Annotated in this window: 15 protein-coding genes and 1 tRNA gene; 6 read left to right on the top strand and 10 right to left on the bottom strand. The window is 50.0% G+C overall.

What is annotated here, in order from left to right; all coding sequences use genetic code 11:
* Window positions 1-3: 3 nt before the first annotated feature.
* A complete protein-coding gene (locus ACO0LN_RS01050) occupies window positions 4-987 on the bottom strand; it encodes a polysaccharide biosynthesis/export family protein (protein WP_422970549.1) in 984 nt (327 codons plus the stop codon).
* 206 nt (window positions 988-1193) lie between these two features.
* Between ACO0LN_RS01050 and ACO0LN_RS01045 the strand changes: the two genes are divergently transcribed.
* Both ACO0LN_RS01045 and ACO0LN_RS01040 read left to right on the top strand, forming a co-directional pair.
* Window positions 1194-2111 (top strand): glycosyltransferase, encoded by a 918-nt coding sequence (locus tag ACO0LN_RS01045; RefSeq protein WP_422970548.1) that lies wholly within the window; start codon window positions 1194-1196, stop codon window positions 2109-2111.
* Between the two features lie 23 nt (window positions 2112-2134).
* Window positions 2135-3604, top strand: a complete 1470-nt coding sequence (locus tag ACO0LN_RS01040) for an undecaprenyl-phosphate glucose phosphotransferase (RefSeq protein WP_422970547.1) — start codon at window positions 2135-2137, stop codon at window positions 3602-3604.
* 21 nt (window positions 3605-3625) lie between these two features.
* Here ACO0LN_RS01040 and ACO0LN_RS01035 read toward each other — a convergent pair whose 3' ends face one another.
* Both ACO0LN_RS01035 and ACO0LN_RS01030 read right to left on the bottom strand, forming a co-directional pair.
* Window positions 3626-4696: a GNAT family N-acetyltransferase gene (locus ACO0LN_RS01035; RefSeq protein WP_422970546.1), complete on the bottom strand. Its 1071-nt coding sequence runs from the start codon at window positions 4694-4696 to the stop codon at window positions 3626-3628.
* The gene (locus ACO0LN_RS01030; protein ID WP_162059246.1) at window positions 4697-5950 is read right to left on the bottom strand and encodes a YihY family inner membrane protein; all 1254 of its coding nucleotides are present in this window, start codon (window positions 5948-5950) and stop codon (window positions 4697-4699) included.
* 74 nt (window positions 5951-6024) lie between these two features.
* On the opposite strand from ACO0LN_RS01030, the gene wrbA reads away from it, so the two are divergent.
* Genes wrbA through ACO0LN_RS01015 form a run of 3 tightly spaced genes read left to right on the top strand, consistent with a single transcriptional unit; the run spans window position 6025 to window position 8488 of the window.
* Window positions 6025-6636, top strand: a complete 612-nt coding sequence (wrbA, locus tag ACO0LN_RS01025) for an NAD(P)H:quinone oxidoreductase (protein WP_422970545.1) — start codon at window positions 6025-6027, stop codon at window positions 6634-6636.
* A complete protein-coding gene (locus tag ACO0LN_RS01020; RefSeq protein WP_422970544.1) occupies window positions 6633-7043 on the top strand; it encodes a DUF2069 domain-containing protein in 411 nt (136 codons plus the stop codon). Before wrbA ends, ACO0LN_RS01020 begins: the two co-directional genes overlap by 4 nt.
* Before the next feature lie 23 nt (window positions 7044-7066).
* A complete protein-coding gene (locus tag ACO0LN_RS01015) occupies window positions 7067-8488 on the top strand; it encodes an FAD-binding oxidoreductase (protein WP_422970543.1) in 1422 nt (473 codons plus the stop codon).
* 61 nt (window positions 8489-8549) lie between these two features.
* On the opposite strand, the gene ACO0LN_RS01010 is transcribed toward ACO0LN_RS01015, so the two are convergent.
* Window positions 8550-10166, bottom strand: a complete 1617-nt coding sequence (locus tag ACO0LN_RS01010; protein WP_422970542.1) for a methyl-accepting chemotaxis protein — start codon at window positions 10164-10166, stop codon at window positions 8550-8552.
* Window positions 10167-10548: 382 nt separating this feature from the next.
* A complete protein-coding gene (locus tag ACO0LN_RS01005) occupies window positions 10549-11622 on the bottom strand; it encodes a metallophosphoesterase (RefSeq protein WP_422970541.1) in 1074 nt (357 codons plus the stop codon).
* Window positions 11623-11825: 203 nt separating this feature from the next.
* On the opposite strand from ACO0LN_RS01005, the gene ACO0LN_RS01000 reads away from it, so the two are divergent.
* A complete protein-coding gene (locus ACO0LN_RS01000) occupies window positions 11826-12713 on the top strand; it encodes a WYL domain-containing protein (protein WP_422970540.1) in 888 nt (295 codons plus the stop codon).
* Window positions 12714-13037: 324 nt separating this feature from the next.
* Here ACO0LN_RS01000 and ACO0LN_RS00995 read toward each other — a convergent pair whose 3' ends face one another.
* The 5 genes from ACO0LN_RS00995 to ftsH form a co-directional block, all read right to left on the bottom strand.
* Window positions 13038-14051, bottom strand: coding sequence for a hypothetical protein (locus ACO0LN_RS00995; RefSeq protein WP_422970539.1), 1014 nt, complete (start codon window positions 14049-14051; stop codon window positions 13038-13040).
* 124 nt (window positions 14052-14175) lie between these two features.
* Window positions 14176-14252, bottom strand: a tRNA-Arg gene (locus tag ACO0LN_RS00990).
* A 113-nt stretch (window positions 14253-14365) separates the two neighbouring features.
* Window positions 14366-15712 carry a phosphoglucosamine mutase gene (glmM, locus tag ACO0LN_RS00985; protein WP_422970538.1) on the bottom strand — a complete coding sequence of 449 codons (1347 nt, stop codon included), beginning with the start codon at window positions 15710-15712 and terminating at the stop codon, window positions 14366-14368.
* Between the two features lie 14 nt (window positions 15713-15726).
* The gene (folP, locus tag ACO0LN_RS00980) at window positions 15727-16566 is read right to left on the bottom strand and encodes a dihydropteroate synthase (RefSeq protein ID WP_422970537.1); all 840 of its coding nucleotides are present in this window, start codon (window positions 16564-16566) and stop codon (window positions 15727-15729) included.
* A gap of 85 nt (window positions 16567-16651) precedes the next feature.
* Window positions 16652-18541 (bottom strand): ATP-dependent zinc metalloprotease FtsH, encoded by a 1890-nt coding sequence (ftsH, locus tag ACO0LN_RS00975; protein ID WP_422970536.1) that lies wholly within the window; start codon window positions 18539-18541, stop codon window positions 16652-16654.
* Window positions 18542-18618 lie beyond the last annotated feature (77 nt).

The raw sequence follows: 18618 nt of genomic DNA, 5'->3' as shown, positions 1-18618 counted from the left end.
GCGTCAGAATATTCTTTCGTTGATAAATACCACATCACCAGGCAATACCCGGTCGGCTATACCTGCCGAAATTTCGCGCAATTCGCCACTATCTGTCTTGCGATGGATGATGATGCGTCGCACCGAACCCCGTTCAGTCACCCCGCCGCCTATGGACAAGACCCGCATGACATTCATATCATCTTCCATGGGGTACATACCAGGACGGCGCACCTCACCGTAAACATAAAAGTTCTTCAATTGGGGCACGAACAAGACATCATTCGGCTGGATTTTTTGTGCCAGCTCTGGTGCCAGCTTTGTTGCGTCCAGCTCCAGCTTGACGGATGCATATTCTTGCAATTCCGAAGCAGGTTTGCCGGGTTCACGGCGCAAGATACGCAGGCTTTTCTCGGCTTTCTGTGAAACACCACCGGCCAGGCTCAAGGCTTCCAGAATGCTGATTTGCCCTGTCAGGGGATAGCGCCCCGGCCGTAATACTTCGCCCAGGACTGAAAAAGTCCTGCTCAGCTGTTGTATAACCTTGATTGAAACCCGGGGATTTTTTATGTATTGCCCCTGCTCCAGCTTCTTTGCAAAGGTGGCGGCAATTTCTGTTGCTGTGCGGCCTTTGACTTCTACCGTACCCACCAGCGGCAGGGTGATGACGCCACTCTCACCTATGGTGACATCGGCGGTCAGGTCGGGCTGTCCGAATACAGTGATCAGCAACTGATCGCCCTCGCCTATGACATCGGATGCAGCATCGCCAGGCATGTCATGTGTGGCATTCTTTACCGTGTTTGGTACTGGCACAGATGCTGTTGCTGGCGCTTTGTCTGCCTGAGGTATTTGCAACAACTGACTTTCCAGTTTCATGCCATTTGCAGTGATAGTCTTGATCTCTTGCGCCTGCGTCTGTCCGATAAATGCAAACGCCAGCACTGCAGGCAGCAGTTTGCGGGCAGTTATCTCAGTAAAAGCAGAAAATTTGGACCAAATTGTCATCTGAATCAGGCATTTCTTATAAAGAACTTCATTTTATATTGCAATAGTAAGAATAGATGCAAATTTTTGTCAGGACAACAAAACCCTGTCGCAATAAGGCGGCAGCTTGATTGGCATTGCTATTTAATTACAAAAATTAACCTTTATTGAATTGTGGGCAACTCAAAGCTCAGTTAACATGCAAATAAAAGTAAGAAAGACTAATTATGCAAAGCCCGAGCACACAGCCATCAGCAAGTCCTGCCAGAGTGGTACCTCTGGTCATCATTGCGCCGGTGCGTGACGAGGCCGACTTGATCAGGCTGACGCTGGACTCCATGGTAGCGCAAACAGTCAAACCGGTAGAGTGGATCATTGTCGATGATGGTTCACAAGATGGTACAGCTGACATCGTACGCGAATATTCTGCCCAATATCCATTCATCAGGCTGGTACAACGTCCCGACCGAGGTTTTCGCAAAGTGGGTGGTGGCGTGGTGGCAGCCTTCAAATTTGGCATTACCCAGATTGAGCATCAGGAATATGAATATATCGCCAAGCTAGACGGTGATATGTCGTTTGGGCCGCGCTATCTGGAATGCATGTTTGAGCAATTTGCCCAGGAACCAAAGCTGGCCGCCGTATCCGGCAAGGTTTATCGCGAAGAAGAAGGCAAGAGGATAGAAGAAATCATCATTGATGAACATGTCGCTGGTCAATTCAAGCTCTACCGCAGAACGGCATTTGAAGAAATTGGTGGTTTTGTCGAAGAAGTCTTGTGGGACGGTATTGACGTCCACACTGCCCGCATGAAGGGCTGGACAACCAAAAGCTTCTTGCATCCTGAAGCCATTCTCATGCATCACCGCCTCATGGGTTCGTCCGACAAAAATGTCTATCGTGGCCGCCTGCGTTGGGGGCGCGGCATCTGGTTCATGGGATATCACCCTCTGTACGCAATGGCCTCAGGTATTTTCCGCATGCGCGAAAAACCATTTGTTATTGGTGGCTTGTTGATTATTGCCGGTTATCTCGGTGCTGCAATTAAACGCGCGCCCAGATATGAAAATCCTGAATTCAGGGAACATCTGCATCGCTGGCAGCTTGGCCAGATCAAGAAACTCTTTTCAGGGCAAAAAAACTAAATATGCAGGCCGGGTAATTTGTTTTGAAAACCACTGCAGCATCCCCAGGAATATCAGCGAAAAACTTTACCACCATGCTCAATGCTTCACCCGCCTCCAACACCTCACAATCAGCGCAAATTCTGGCTGCGTTTACTGGCGTCGCGTTTGGCATAACGACTTACATGACGCTACTTGGGATCATCCTGTATTCAGACCATAGCGATATCGAAATTTTTGGTGTGCGCATGCTGATTGCAGGCCTCTCCAGCATCATCGTTTTCTCCAGCCAGCAACTATTGGGCACACTGCAAGAAAAGCATGTACTGGCCGCCTTCCCCAGCATTACCGCTCGCTGGTTTGTGGTGTTCATGATCGTGCTGATGAGCGCCTACGTCGATAAGTCAGCAGAAAGACTATCACGCGCCATCATGCTGATCTGGCTGTTTACCACACCATTCACGCTTTTGCTGACGGCACTCATCATGCGCAAGCTGGCAGTGTTCTATTACTCAAATCCTTCAAGACGACGCAAGGCCGTACTAATCTGGTCTAATACAGCCTGCGCCGACCTGGTGGAGTCACTGCGCAACACCCCTCTGGCTGCGATTGATTTTGTCGGCTTTTTCGACAACAGGAATGAATCGCGCCCGCCCAGCAACCTGGAAAGACTGGGCGACCTGACTGACGCAGCCAATTGGATCGTCGATGCCGAAACCGGCCATGTGAATGTCGATGTGGTTTTCATAGGACTGAACACCAAGGAACCACCAGAACTGGCAGAAATCATTGCGATTCTGGAAGACAGCACGGCATCCACTTACTTTGTGCCTGAATCGCTGATCTTTGGTATGCCGGGCATACAATTACGCGAACTGGCAGGCCGCCCCGTGCTGGCATCGACGGAAACACCCTTCATTGGCCTGGCCGCCCTGCCCAAACGCATGCTGGACTTGTTCGGCTCTTTCTTTGGCCTAATTGCCTTGTCGCCTATATTGCTGCTGATAGCGATAGGCGTGAAGCTCAGCTCACCTGGTGCTGTACTTTTCAAACAGGTCAGGTATGGCATCGCTGGCAGGCCTATTAACGTCTATAAATTCCGCAGTATGCGGCAGAGCAACCCCAATGAGCGCGTGGTCCAGGCGACGGTTGGTGATCCTCGCGTTACCAAGTTTGGCGGCTTCCTGCGCCGCTCTTCACTGGATGAGTTGCCGCAACTTTTCAATGTACTCAAAGGCGAAATGAGCCTGGTTGGCCCCCGTCCTCATGCGGTTGAACATAATGAGTTGTACCGCAAGCTGGTCAGCGGCTATATGTTCCGCCACAAGATCAAACCAGGCATTACTGGCTGGGCGCAGGTCAACGGTTTGCGTGGCGAGACCGAGACCCTGGAAAAAATGGAAGAACGTATTGAATATGATCTTTACTATATCCAGCACTGGTCAGTCTGGCTGGATATCGTGATTATCTGGCGCACCATCAAGGTTGTGCTTGGCGATAAAAACGCTTATTAATACAGATTTACTGATACAGACTTACCTGGCAGTCTGGCGCAATTTACGTAAGTGTTGCCCTAAACTGGAAGCTTTCAATTTTTGCTTAGCGTGATACAACCCTGCCTGTAAGCTGCTCAAAATAGCCGGCGAGCTGACAGCCCCTTCACACAATTGATTTGCGCCCGTAGCAAAACGCAGTTTGTATGGCTGGTCGCCCCGGCCCAAATCTATCGTAGTGATACCTGTTTGTGCGGCATGTCTGGCACATTGCGTCAGCAAGATCAAACCTGGTGAATGCTCGGCAAAGTCTGTGTGATACCAGGGGAACCAGTAATGCATTACCTTGCCAGAACGCATACCAAAATGCGCCGCGATCAAAGTATCGCCCGCATACAGTGTTGATAGCAGTCCCGCAAAATCAGGTGCATTTGCCGCCCTGATTTCATCCATGACCTGCCTGACCCAATCAAGTCTGAAAATATCATGTTCAGCCCCGACTGTGCGCTGGAACTGATCGCGCTTACCTGCGATCAATGCAGCAAAATCAGTGTCGCTGCTACTCTGCAACTCAAAACGCAGCTCACCAAACTTCTTGCTGAGCTTGCGCTCATTGGTGGCCACTTTTTTCAAAAGAGATGCGTCGCGCATTTCTGTCAGGCGCTGCGCATACACATCAAAGCCACCCGTCAAATCCAGGATATGCGAATGACTATGTATCCACGCATACTGGCTGAACTTGCCCAACGCAGATGGCATATGGTTAAAGGAAAAATAGCGGCACTGCATGGCACGCAAGGCATCAGCAATACGTAAATCCAGAGATACCTCACACACCGGCCCCTGATAATCTGCCAGAAAATCACCTATAGAGACAGCGCTGAAGCTGCTCAAGGCATGAAAAGGCCATATGGCAACGATACGGCCAGCATCTTCGACTACCAGAATGCTGGTATCGTCCCTGGCATTGGCGATGATGGAGGTAAAGGCTGAAGAGTAATATGGACTATCGTAAATAGAGTTTTGACTACGAGCGTTTTGACTGCGCAACTCCGCCCAGCGCCCCACTATAGGCGCGTCGAGTTCTTTTGCACTGATCAAACGAAATTTCATTTAGCCTTGCCCCACCGGATAAAAATAAGTCTGCAGGCTCTGTTGTAAACCATTTTCTATACTTTGATCAACCAGGCTGGATAATTGGCTCTCGCGTGTTGAATCAAATACAAACAGGCGATAAATATCTGACAGGCGCAAGCTGGCAGGGTTGACCAACATGATCCACAATTCGGCCCCTGCTTCGTTTTTGCGTAACCAAAAGCGGCTGCGTGAAGCCGTGGTTTCTACTTTTACCCTGGCCACCCAGCCAGCTTCTGCCATACGTTCCAGCAAGCCCTCAATTTCATCTATACCCAATCTGGTCTCGGTACGTATGGTATTGACGCTGACAGCCGCAGTAGCGTCTGCCAGACGGGCATCAACCAGCACTTGCAAGATACTGACCGCGTCTTCAAAAGCACTGCCTGGTGTGGGCACATGCCACCAGCGCTCGAATTTGACGACAGGCAAAGCAGCAGCGATAACCGCGCCAATCAGGATGATCAGCCAGGACACATAAATCCAGACCAGAAACAGGGGCACGGCTGCCAAGGCACCATACACGATGGTATAGGTAGGAAACTGAATCACAAAGCTGGCGAATATGCGCTTGGCTATTTCAAATGCCAGCGCTGCAAACAGGCCACCCCAGACTGCATCGCGCCACTCAACCGCACGGTTAGGGACGATCAGATACAGCAAGGTAAATGCGCCTGTCGTGAATGCAATTGAAGTCAGAGTATAAAATACCGCACCCAAAAACGGCACTGCCCCCACTACCCCACTGGTGGCAGTAAACAGGTAAGAGGTACTGGAGATGGAAACACCCACCAGCAAAGGTCCCAGAGTAACAATCGCCCAATATACCAGTAGCCTTTGCAATGCCGGGCGCGGGCGCTTGACTTGCCAGATCTGGTTGAATGACTTGTCTATCATTGCCATGGTGGTAATGGCGGTCACCATCAGGGCCACACCACTGATGGCAGAAACGCGGGTCGCCTTGGTGGCAAACTGCGTCAGATAACCCAAAATCGTATTGGAAATCCCCTTGGGCATCAGACTTTGAATAAAATACGCCTCCAGCGAAGTGCGGAAGGTATTAAATAGCGGGAAAGCTGTAAAAATGGCAAATGCTACAGTTAGGATAGGTACCAGGGCCAGTACCGTAGTAAAAGTCAGGCTACCGGCAACCTGTGGCAAACGACCTTCCTGCAGGCGCTGCAGGGCAAATTTGAAGAGATTGAGTATTTGTTTCCACGACAGACCACGCATAGTTTTTGCAGCTAGAGATATAAATGCCTCGATTTTAACGAGAGACCAGGAAAAAAGACTTCTATAATACAAGCATGACTACACAAGAACTCACGATTTTAGTTTTATTTTACTCACGGCATGGCAATACCAGAAAAATGGCAGAATTTATTGCCCAGGGTATAGAAAGCGTGCCAGGCTGCAATGCCCGCCTGCGTACCGTGCCAGCCGTTTCCACGGTGGCAGAAGCAACAGCCTCTGATGTACCGTCAGATGGCGCGCCCTATGTAGAATTGTCCGACCTTAAGGAATGCGCCGGGCTTGCCATGGGTTCACCCACCCGCTTTGGCAATATGGCGGCAGCCCTGAAGTATTTTCTGGATGGCACCGCTGCCGACTGGCTATCTGGTACGCTGACTGGCAAACCGGCCTGCGTATTCACCTCTACCGGCAGCATGCACGGCGGCCAGGAATCAACCCTGCTCAGCATGATGCTGCCACTGATGCATCACGGTATGTTGATGCTGGGCTTGCCCTATAGCCATGCTGAATTGATGACTACTTCAACCGGCGGCAGCCCATATGGCGCAACCCATTGGGCAGGCCAGGATGGTGCACAAGCTATTTCAGAAGACAGCCGCAAACTGGCCATCGCTCTGGGCAAACGCCTGGCAGAAGTCAGTAAAAAATTACAGGCTGCAGCATGAGCACGGCAACACCAGAGAAAAAATATTACCTGCTCGCTTCTGCCAGCCTGATTGCCTTGCTGCTGCTTTGCATCAGTTGGGAATGGTTTCTTGCTCCGCTGCGCCCGGGTGGATCATGGATGGTGCTTAAAACCCTGCCCTTGCTGATACCGTTGCGCGGCGTACTCAAGCGCGATAACTACACCATGCAGTGGTCTTCGATGCTGATCTGGCTGTACTTCACCGAGGGCATAGTCAGGGCCTACAGTGACCGCAGTTCCCTGTCTGTAGCCCTGGCTTTGGCTGAAGTTGGCTTGTCCATTTTGTTCTTTATTGCGGTCATCCTGTATTTACGCCCATTGAAAAAAGCTGCGAAAGCGCTGGCAAAAGTGAATGCAGCAAATGTAGCAAAGGCAGCAGAACAGTGAACCCGGCAAGCGAAGGCGATATCATGCACGCAGAATTTCTTGCAGACTGCATCAAGATTCTGGGTCATGATTTCGTCATCACGAATGCATCAGACCAATACCCGTATTTGATGGACTGGCGCCAGCGCTATCTCGGCAATGCCCTGGCAGTGCTGCTACCAAAGTCTGCCGATGAAGTGGCAAGCCTGGTGCGGCTGTGTGCAACACATAAAATCGCCTGCGTACCACAGGGTGGCAATACTAGCCTGGTATTGGGCAGCATACCTGACCAGACAGGCCAGGCTGTAGTTATCTCCTTGAAACGCATGAATCGTGTTTTGGCGGTGGATGTCGCCAACAACACCATCACAGTCGAGGCTGGTTGTCTGCTGGCGCAGGTACAGGCTGCAGCGAGCGAAGAGCAAAGATTATTCCCGCTGTCATTGGCATCAGAAGGCAGTTGTACCATAGGTGGTAATCTCTCGACCAATGCTGGTGGCACCGCAGTACTGCGTTACGGCAATACCAGGGAATTATGCCTGGGGCTGGAAGTTGTCACTGCTCAGGGCGATATCTGGGATGGCTTGCGTGGCCTGCGCAAGGATAATACGGGTTACGATTTACGCGACTTGTTTATAGGTGCTGAAGGTACGCTGGGCATTATCACGGCTGCCGTGTTGAAATTATTCCCGCAACCACGCGCGCAGATTACCGCATTCGCAGCGCTTGATAGTGCGGATGCTGCCCTGGACCTGCTCAAGCAATGTCAACATGCATTGGGGCCAACCCTGACTGCATTTGAATTGATCTCTGACTTCAGCCTACAACTGGTACTCAAACACTTCCCGCAACTTCAGCATCCATTCAAGCGCAGCCATCCTCGCAGTTATCCTTATTATGCATTGTTGGAAATGTCTGACCACGAATCAGAAAGCCATGCAATTACCCTCATCGAGCAAGTGCTGGAGCAAGCGATCAATGATGGCAACACCGCCGATGCGGTCTGTGCAAGCTCTGTCAACCAATCAAAAACCTTATGGAAGTTGCGCGAGCATATTTCTGAAGCTCAGGCCAGGGAGGGCAAGAATATCAAGCACGATATTTCCATCCCGGTGTCACATATTCCCCGCTTCATACGCATCACGGATGCAGAATTAACAGCTGCATTTCCGGGTTGCCAGATCGTCTGCTTTGGTCATATGGGGGATGGTAACCTGCACTACAATGTCTCAGCGCCTGCTGGCAGCAGCGATGCGACATTCATCCTGCAACAGGCCGAGATCAATCGCATAGTCCATGACCAGGTGCATCAGTTCAAAGGATCGATTTCTGCCGAGCACGGACTGGGAATGTTGAAACGCGATGAGATCAGGCTGTATAAATCCCGCTTGGAATTAAGCATGATGCGCGCCATCAAAATGGCGCTGGACCCACAGAATATTATGAATCCAGGCAAGGTCTTGTAAACCGCCTCAATGCATTTGCTGTACCAACTGCGTTGAGGCTGGGGTAAATTTCAGTTCGCCTTCAGTTCGTTAATTGTCTTGGCGTATAGCGGCGTGCTTGTGGGCCAGCCACTTCAGTTGCCTGCATATTGGATGGCAACTGGAACACGCTGACTGCGCGCGTCAATTCTACGGCCTGCTCTTCCATGCTTTCTGCCGCCGCTGCTGCCTGCTCAACCAGAGCAGCATTCTGTTGCGTCATTTCATCCATTTGCGTAATCGCCAGATTTACCTGTTCTATGCCTGAACTTTGCTCCTGGCTGGCCGCCGTGATCTCGCTCATGATGTCGGCCACATGCTGGACGCTGGTGACAATCTCATCCATGGTCTTGCCTGCTTCATCGACAAGCTTGCTACCCTGATCGACTTTATCGACTGAGTCACTGATGAGGGATTTAATTTCTTTCGCTGCACTGGCACTGCGTTGTGCAAGATTACGCACTTCTGCCGCAACCACGGCAAAACCACGGCCCTGTTCACCTGCCCTCGCAGCTTCTACCGCTGCATTCAAGGCCAGGATATTGGTCTGGAAGGCGATGCCATCAATGACACCAATGATATCGACGATCTTGCGCGAACTCTCTTTAATCGAGCCCATGGTATTGACCACTTGCCCTACGACTTCACCACCTTTGACCGCGACGCTGGAAGCAGAAACCACAAGTTGATTGGCCTGACGGGCATTGTCGGCATTTTGCCTGACCGTGCTGGTCAATTCTTCCATCGAGCTAGCGGTTTCTTCCAGCGAGCTGGCCTGTGATTCTGTGCGGCTTGAGAGATCGGCATTACCTGAGGCTATTTCTTGCGAAGCTACGGTAATTGTTTCTGTACCCGTCTTGATTTTGGAAATCGTAGTCAAAAGATTTTCCTGCATCATCTGCAGGGAATGCAGCAGGTCACCTATTTCATCCGTACCACTTGCTTCTACATGTTGAGTCAAATCGCCATTGGCAATCTGGTCAGCGATAATGGCAGACCGTTTGATCGGGCCAGCAATGGTTCTCGCTATCAGCCATGCTGCAACAGAGCCTATGACTATCGTCAAAACACCAATGACCAGCATACCCAGCCGGGCATTTTTGTAGTTGCTCAGCGATTCATCATAAGCAGACTTCATCGCTTTGTGCTGCTGGCTCGCCAGCTCTGTCAGAGCCTGCATCCATTTTTCGTTTGGCGCATTAAATTCCGTCTGCAATACAGATGCTGCGTCGAAATAATTTCCTTCAGCGACCAGGCTTTTGATCTTGTTGGCAATCGCCAACACTTGACGTTTTTGATCAAGAGAGTTTTGCAGGGTATCTTTACCCTCCTTATCGTCTATCAATTTTTTTGCTGCAGTTTCAGAGGCATCATAGCCTTCCAGTATCTTGGCCAGTCTTTTGGTTTCGCGCTCAGCCTCTGCCATGTCACTGGGTGCCGTCATTTTGCGCAGCACCAGCGCCAGAGCACGCCCCTGCTCACGCATATCAGTCGCAGCATCAAGACTGGCGACCTTGGTATTAAAAATATAATCCGTGGAAGCCTGCAACTGACTCAGGCGGAACAAACCAAGGACGAGCAAGCCGCAAGACAGCAAGATGACCAGTCCAAAACCCAGAGCCAGGCGACCGCTAATCTTCAAACGTGACAATTGATTCATACATTTTCCCGAGTATCCGCAAAAGAAGGAGGGTGAATATCAGATTAACAAGAGAAGAGCTGAGAGTACTTCCCAATTTTTCCATGCACTCTGATTTTTATATTTTCAACACGCAAAACTTCAGAGAAAACCTGCTTCAACATGCACTCGTAATAGCAATTTGAATAGGCTTGCCAGTAAGAATTAAGATCAAATTCCCTGAGCAACAAGTGGTACTACTTGCTTAGAGTATAGCCTGAAAAAAAGGCGGCACACATGCGTCAATGATGACGAATTGCAACATCGACTCAAAATCACAACGCCTTTTTGAATACTCATTGCTCACTCAGGTATTTATGCATTCGGTAAAAACAATTCACAGCTTCAGATGAAAATTTATTTTCTATGGAGCAGGTGTAGGTGCTTTGAATGACACCGTCTGCATGACCTGACCATCATCAAAACACAAGCTGCGTTCTGGCCATTGCAATGCCGCCAGCTTGCAATCCGACTCAGGAAAATCTTTATTTTTTCTCGCAGACCAGCGCCCACCCACAGAAAAATCGACGCAAAACACATTGCCAGCTCTACCATGCCATGCAAGCGGCGACGTATTCTCAAACATGTCTTCGCCACCCTTGCCAACATGGGCGCGGTCAAACGCATTGAAGCGACGCCAATAATGACCAACCACCACGGGCAACGGCTCTGTGTATTCATTCCACCATTGCTCACGCCCCACAAAACGCCATTTGCCGCCAGAATAAAAAGGCTCATGCCATATACTCTCTACTCCCGATGTCAACACCCTCAAAGGATTATGCATTTGCATAAGTACATCGTATGCGGCATGAGCATGCATGAAGGGTGGCAGATGATCCGGATTGTCGAGGCCAGGACTGTGGGCAGCCAGTTCGGCCTGCATTTGCGCAGCAAATTCCTGCGCCAACTGCCGCGTGTCGGCGTCCAGGCGGCGGTCATTCTCCATCACGCTACCCAGAGCAAGATGACGTATTTCTTCTATATGTTCAGCGATCCATGCGGCGTGCACTACCCGCAGATCTTCGCGTTCGAGCGCGACAGGCAGAGACGCTAAAAAATGAAGGGTATCTGCTTTCTTTGCGGCATCCAGCCTTTTGAAAGACGCGTACTTGGGCTCATCCCTGACTGCTCGCTCCTCAAAAAACCAGCCAGCACCATCTTTGGCACTACCGCGCAAAAGATTCATTTCATGATTGCCCAATACTGCTACTGCCCTGCCCGCCTTGATCAGGCGCTCAAGCAATGCCAGCACAGCCGGGCTGTCTGGTCCGCGATCGCAAAAGTCACCGACAAATACCAAGCTTCGCCCATCCAAATGTTTGCCATCGGCATCATAACCAAGATGATGCATCAAGTTGCAAAGGGCTTCATGTTCGCCATGGATATCGCCAATAATATCAAGCGGGCCAGACGGCAGTTGTTGAATCAGATTCATCATTTTCCTTTTATTCTGAGACCACGCTACAGCTTTCCAGATGCCATCAAAGTGGCTACATATCTTACGAACAGCATCAAGTTGCAGCACCAGCAACGACAAACAACAAATCAATTTGATCTCATATTAACTTCAATTGAATAATAACATCAAATTGATTCGATGTTAAAATATTCCATAAAATTGACCAACCGATCAGCATCATGCATCTGCACACTCTGCCCGCCGCCCAGCGCGAACGTCTCGCATTTATAGAGTTTCGCTTGTGGTTTCTTGGTACCGTCACACGAAAAGAAGTTATGGACCGCTTTGATATAGCCTCTGCGGCTGGCACACGCGACCTGGTTTTGTACCGTGAACTAGCACCTGGCAATGTGCTGTATGAAGGAAAAATGTATCACTATCAGGAGAGCTTCCAGCCGCTGTTTCAACATCAGCCAGACAGGGTATTGTCAGCACTGTGCTCAGGATTTGGAGATGGTGAGCGCGGCATTGGCGCATCTTTGTTGACACACGACATCCCCAACCGCCTGAATCAACCGGCATTGCTGGACCTGGCCAGAGTAACCCGCGCCATTCGTGGCGAACATCCACTAAGGCTGACCTATCACTCCATGAAAATCGGCCCATCCAAGCGGGAAATTGTCCCATTGGCACTGGTGGATTCTGGCCTGCGCTGGCATGTACGGGCCTATGACAGAAGCAAACAAGAATTCCGCGACCTGGTACTGACGCGCATGGATGACATCTCAGATATTAAGCCATGCGATAAAAGTCACGTGCTGCAAGCACATGAACAACTCGCTGCCGATGAACAATGGCAACGCATAGTACATATCGAATTACAGCCCCATCCCTCGCACCCATATCCAGGATCCATCATGCGCGACTATGGGATGAAAAATGGCAAGCTCGAAGTCAAATTACGGGCTGCTATCGCTGGCTACGTCCTGCGTCAGTGGCAAGTCGATTGCTCACCAGATGGCAAACTTGAGGGCAGCAACTCCAGATTGAGGCTGGCTGATCTGAGCGTGCTTGAAGAGGTAAGTAATGCGGTACTGGCACCGGGGTATCAGAAAAGGGATATCTAGAAGATATGCGATCCCAACCCTTCTGCGATTTCATCACTACCATTCAATTTTAGAATTCAGGCAAAAGCAAAAAACCCCTGAAGCAAGCAATGATGGCGAATTGCAATATTTACACAAGTTGACAAGTAGGTAAAATGAAGCAAATCAAATGGGAGCCGGATGCAAAACCGTCGCAGCCAACAATGCACTTTGCCTCTTGCACTTGCTGAAAAAAAGATTTTTGAGTTGATTTAAACAGGCACTACAGAGGCACTGCGCGACACCAGGAGCAAGGCAAAATGAAGTAATTGCGCCACTCCTTTTTAGCAAGGTTTGACCATTATCTCAGGGAATAGCAGACCAGCGCCGGCAATGCTCAAAGGCAAATTGTGAACCCCAGACTCCTGGCAGCACATCCGATTTGATCATGCCTATGAGTTCGGCGGTTTTACCCTTGTCTTTCGCATCACAGGCAAACTTGGCGAAGTGATTGATGTTCCATGCATCGGGATATTTTTTCAATACATCGTCAATCCCTTTTTTCATAGTCGTCCAATCTACCTGTGATTCAGTAAACAGCCTGTTACGATATTGCGTCTGCGCGGCGTACCAATAGATGCGCGCATACATACCATACCCCTCAACAGCCTCGGTACGCTCCAGCGCCTTGCGTGCAAATTTCTCTATCGCATGAGCATTACCACCCCATTTGGGTGCGTAATAATCAATGGCATCAAAATACAGAGGATAGAACTGAGGCATTTTACTGAGACCCTCATCTATCACGGCCTCCATCTTGTTTTCTGACCAACTCTGGTATTTGGCGATTCCCTCCATTTGCTGGTACCAGTATGGATCTTTAGAGGTTATCTTTTTATGTGCCTCAAGATATGCTCTGGCTTGTTCTACGTACGAATAGAATGGCTTCCAGTTTTTTTCTTGCACATCACCAGCGAAGCCACTACCCCTGACAGTCCAGGCGCGATTGATCAACATTTCACTATAAGCTAATTGAGCAGCAGCAGAATTAGGGTACGCTCTTTGCCATTTTTTTATGCGCCCTTCTATTCCAGACCATACCTCGTCATCATTAGTGTTATGCCTGAGTGATTTTGATAGCCCCACATAAAAGAGTGTCAACTTCCATAAGCCACTCGACGTACGCGCTTGAGGATCACGAAAAGCGGTTGCCATTTGTTCGAGCTCGGCAAATTTTCCGTCAATCGACAATTGTTTTACTTCATTCTCAATTTTTTCTCTATTTTCAGCTTCGTCTGCATAAGAAAATTGCGTCGTCAATGTCATCAAAGACAGGATCAGGATCAGGCCCAGGCCCAGGCCAAGTTTTTTTAAATGCATTATCGGCAGACCAAAGTTTAAGTATATGCAAATAATCGCAAATTAATTCACGAATAGCAACTATTTAACAGACACACACATAAAAAAACCCCTGCGGCGTAAGCAAGGGTTTTCATTATTTTTTTGGCCTGCCCAGTAGGAATCGAACCTACGACCCCGAGCTTAGAAGGCTCGTGCTCTATCCAACTGAGCTATGGACAGTCTTGTTGATGGCTAGCAAAACAGATGTTTGCGAGCCCAAAAACTGAAGGCTGAATAGTACATGGTATCGCTCTCACTTTCAAGAATGAAACCACTGCTAACAGCTAATTTACTTAGATTGCAGGCGGAATGCAATCTGCCAGGCGGCGGGCGCTGGTGGAGGCGAGTTCGGCGTCTTCTGCTTCTACCATCACGCGCACCAAAGGCTCAGTGCCGGATGCGCGTATCAACACCCTACCCCGGTCTGCGAGTTCAGCCTCGACCTTTTGCTTTTCTGCAACCAGCTTTTCATTTTTTTGCCAGTCGAAACCGGCTGGCACTTTGATGTTCAATAAGGTTTGCGGGAACAGTTGCAGATCATCGAAGCAGGCATCGAGGCTCTTGCCGTTGCGCCTCAGAGCCGACAATACCTGCAGGGCCGAGACGATGCCGTCGCCGGTAGTATGTTTATCCAGGCACAGGAGATGACCAGAACCTTCACCGCCGAGCAGCCAGCCACGTTCCTGCATTTGCTCCAACACGTAACGGTCGCCGACTTTGGCGCGGGCGAAGCCGACTCCGAGTTTTTTGAACGCAACTTCAACCGCCATATTCGTCATCAAGGTACCAACCACACCCTCAATCTTGCCGATAGCCATGCGGTCAAGCACCATCAAATAAAGGAGCTGGTCACCGTTATAAATCTTGCCGTGCTTATCCACCATCAAGAGGCGGTCAGCATCGCCATCGAGAGCAATACCCAGATCGGCATGATTGGCGCGCACCGCCAGTGACAAGGCATCTGGTGCAGTTGCACCGACCTTGTCATTGATATTCAGGCCATTCGGTTGATTACCTATGGCGATAACGTCTGCCCCCAGTTCATGGAAAACATGCGGGGCGATGTCATAAGCTGCACCATGGGCGCAATCGATAACGATCTTCAGGCCGCGTAAATCCAACTCTGCCGGGAAAGTGCTTTTACAAAATTCTATATAGCGGCCATTCGCATCACTCAGACGACGGGCTTTGCCCAGTTTTTCGGAGCTGACACATTGCATGGGTTGCTCAAGCTCAGCCTCGATAGCCAGCTCCACCTCATCTGCCAGTTTGTTGCCGTTGGCCGAGAAAAATTTGATGCCATTGTCATCAAACGGATTATGTGAAGCCGAGATAACGACACCTGCCGACAAACGCAATGCCCGCGTCAGGTAAGCCACTGCGGGTGTCGGTGCCGGGCCAGACAGCATGACATCGACACCTGCGGCGGCAAAGCCGGCCTCAAGCGAGGCTTCCAGCAAATAACCGGAGATACGCGTGTCTTTGCCGATCAGGACTGTGGGGCGGGCATCGCCAGTGACATTGGCTTGCGCCAGCACCTTGCCTGCAGCGTAGCCGAGGCGCATGACAAAATCAGGCGTGATCGGTGCGACACCCACTTTGCCACGTATGCCATCTGTACCAAAATATTTTCTGCTCATATTCTTCCTGCTCATCAAGGGGATAATGCATCCCAGATTTTGTATGCATCGACAGTTTCTGCCACGTCATGCACACGGATAATGTTTGCGCCCATCTGCTTTGCCAGCAGGGCTGCTGCGATACTGCCTGCCATGCGTTCTGGTGCTGCTCTGCCAGTCAAGCCGCCGATCATGGATTTGCGGGATACCCCGACCAGCACAGGCAAGCCCAGCTCTTGCTGGAATTGCGGCAAGTGCTTGAACATGGCTGTATTATGTTCCAGAGTTTTGCCAAAGCCAAAACCAGGATCAAGACAGATGCGATTGGCTTCTATGCCAGCATCTGTCAACGCTGTCAGCCTTTCGCGCAAAAATGTCTTCACGTCCTGATTGACGTCTATATATTCGGGACTGACTTGCATGTCTTCTGGCGTGTTTTGCATATGCATGACACATAGGGCAGCTTCTGCATTTTGCACGGCAGCGATGGATTCAGGTGAGCGGAAGCCCTGGATATCATTGATCATATCGACACCTGCAATCAGCGCTTCACGCATGACCTGGGGCTTGTAAGTGTCTATGGAAAGGGGCTTGCCGCAGTCCCGCAAAGCATAGATGACAGGCATGACGCGGCTCAACTCTTCATCCAGCGGTAAAGGAGCAGAGCCAGGGCGGCTTGACTCACCGCCGATGTCGATGATATCGACACCGTCTTCTATCATCTGTTCAGCACGGGCGATGGCGCTTTCCAGATTCAGGTATTTGCCGCCATCAGAAAAAGAGTCAGGCGTGATGTTGAGCACACCCATGACCAGGGTTCTGGACTGGGTTCCACTTAAGGGATAGCGGAAACGGCCACATTGGAAATATTTCATTTTTTAAAAAGACTAAGGGTGAGGAATAACCCCCACCCTTGTACAAGAAATTCAAAAATTAATTGTGTGTTTTTTGTACGTCAGCTCAGGCTGGTGCTGTCGCACTAGGAGATACGCCACCAGAAGACTTGTCAGATGGAGAGCGGTTAATCGCCTGACTTTGTTTTGGCGGACGTGGATCCACACCGTTCATGATGTCACTGACCTGATCTGCATCGATTGTTTCCCAATCCAGCAAGGCCTTGGTCATGATTTCAACTTTGTCACGATTCTCTTCCAAAAGTTTGCGTGCCAAAGCATATTGCGCATCCAGAATATTACGGATCTCAGCATCCACTTTTTGCTGCGTCACTTCGGAAATCGTTTTGGATGAACCACCAAAATAGCCATCATTCTGATTGTCTTCATAGACCATCACGCCCATGCTGTCAGACATACCCCAACGTGTAACCATCGCCCTGGCGAGTTTGGTCGCATGAGAAAAATCACTTTCCGCACCAGATGACATTTGACCAACGAAAATTTCTTCAGCGATACGGCCACCAAACAACATTGAAATTTTGTCGAGCATTTTATCTTTGTACAAGCTAACAGCATCATGCTCAGGCAAAGACAGGGTCACACCCAAGGCAGAGCCACGTGGCATGATCGTCACTTTATGAACAGGATCAGACGTAGGCAGCAATTTTGCCACTACGGCATGACCAGACTCATGGTAAGCAGTAGCCCTGCGTTCTTCTTCACGCATGACCATGGAGCGGCGCTCAGGGCCCATGTAGATTTTGTCTTTGGCATCTTCAAAATCGATCATTTCGACCAAACGTTTATTGCGTCTCGCAGCAAACAAAGCTGATTCATTCACCAGATTGGCCAAGTCAGCACCAGAGAAGCCAGGTGTACCACGCGCCAGAATGTCCGCTTTTACGTCGGCAGAAATAGGCACCTTGCGCATATGGACGTTGAGGATTTGCTCACGACCACGTACATCCGGCAAACTAACGGAAACCTGACGGTCAAAACGGCCTGGGCGCAGCAAAGCTTTATCCAGTACATCAGCACGGTTGGTTGCAGCGATAACGATGACACCGGAATTGGCTTCAAAACCATCCATCTCAACCAGCATCTGGTTCAGTGTCTGTTCACGTTCATCATTGCCACCGCCCATACCGGCACCGCGATGGCGGCCGACAGCATCAATCTCATCGATAAAGATGATACAAGGTGAATGTTTTTTGGCATTCTCAAACATGTCGCGGACACGGGAAGCACCCACACCAACGAACATTTCAACGAAATCAGAACCGGAAATCGTAAAGAAAGGTACCTTTGCCTCACCAGCAATAGCGCGTGCCAGCAAAGTTTTACCAGTACCTGGAGGGCCAACCATCAACACGCCGCGCGGGATACGGCCACCAAGTTTCTGGAATTTGGTAGGATCACGCAGGAAATCAACGATTTCGCTGACTTCTTCTTTCGCTTCATCGCAACCGGCGACATCAGCAAAGGTCACATTATTGTTGGTGTCGTCCAGCATTCTGGCCTTGGACTTGCCAAAAGAGAATGCCCCACCCTTGCCACCGCCCTGCATCTGGCGCATGAAGAATACCCATACGCCGATCAGCAACAGCATCGGGAACCAGGAAATGAAGACTTGCGACAGGAAAGACTGCTCTTCAGGCTGTTTGACATCAAACTTGACGCCACTATCCACCAGATCGCGTATCAGGCCCTTGTCCAGCACAGTGATCTGGGACTTGACTTTTTTACCTTCAGAATTGGTCGCCACAATGGTACGGTTGGCTTCATCAATGGTCGCTTCCTTGATGTGCTTGGACCTGACCTCATCGAGGAATTCAGAATACGGAATTGGTGCAGCACTGGCGCCAACACCTTTCGTGCCAAACTCTTTAAACAGCATAAAGAGCACCAGGGCAACAACTACCCAGACGGCAGCTTTTGAAAACATATTATTCACGAGAACTCCTTGGAGGCAGGATGCGCCATTTGATACTGTAAACGTTCATTCTACCCCCATTGGGTAGAGCTTGCTAG

This window comes from Undibacterium sp. TC9W (assembly GCF_049339865.1).
Taxonomy (GTDB): Bacteria; Pseudomonadota; Gammaproteobacteria; order Burkholderiales; family Burkholderiaceae_D; genus Undibacterium.
Note: the sequence above shows the minus strand (reverse complement) of the source record. Positions and strands in the feature narration are given on the sequence as shown.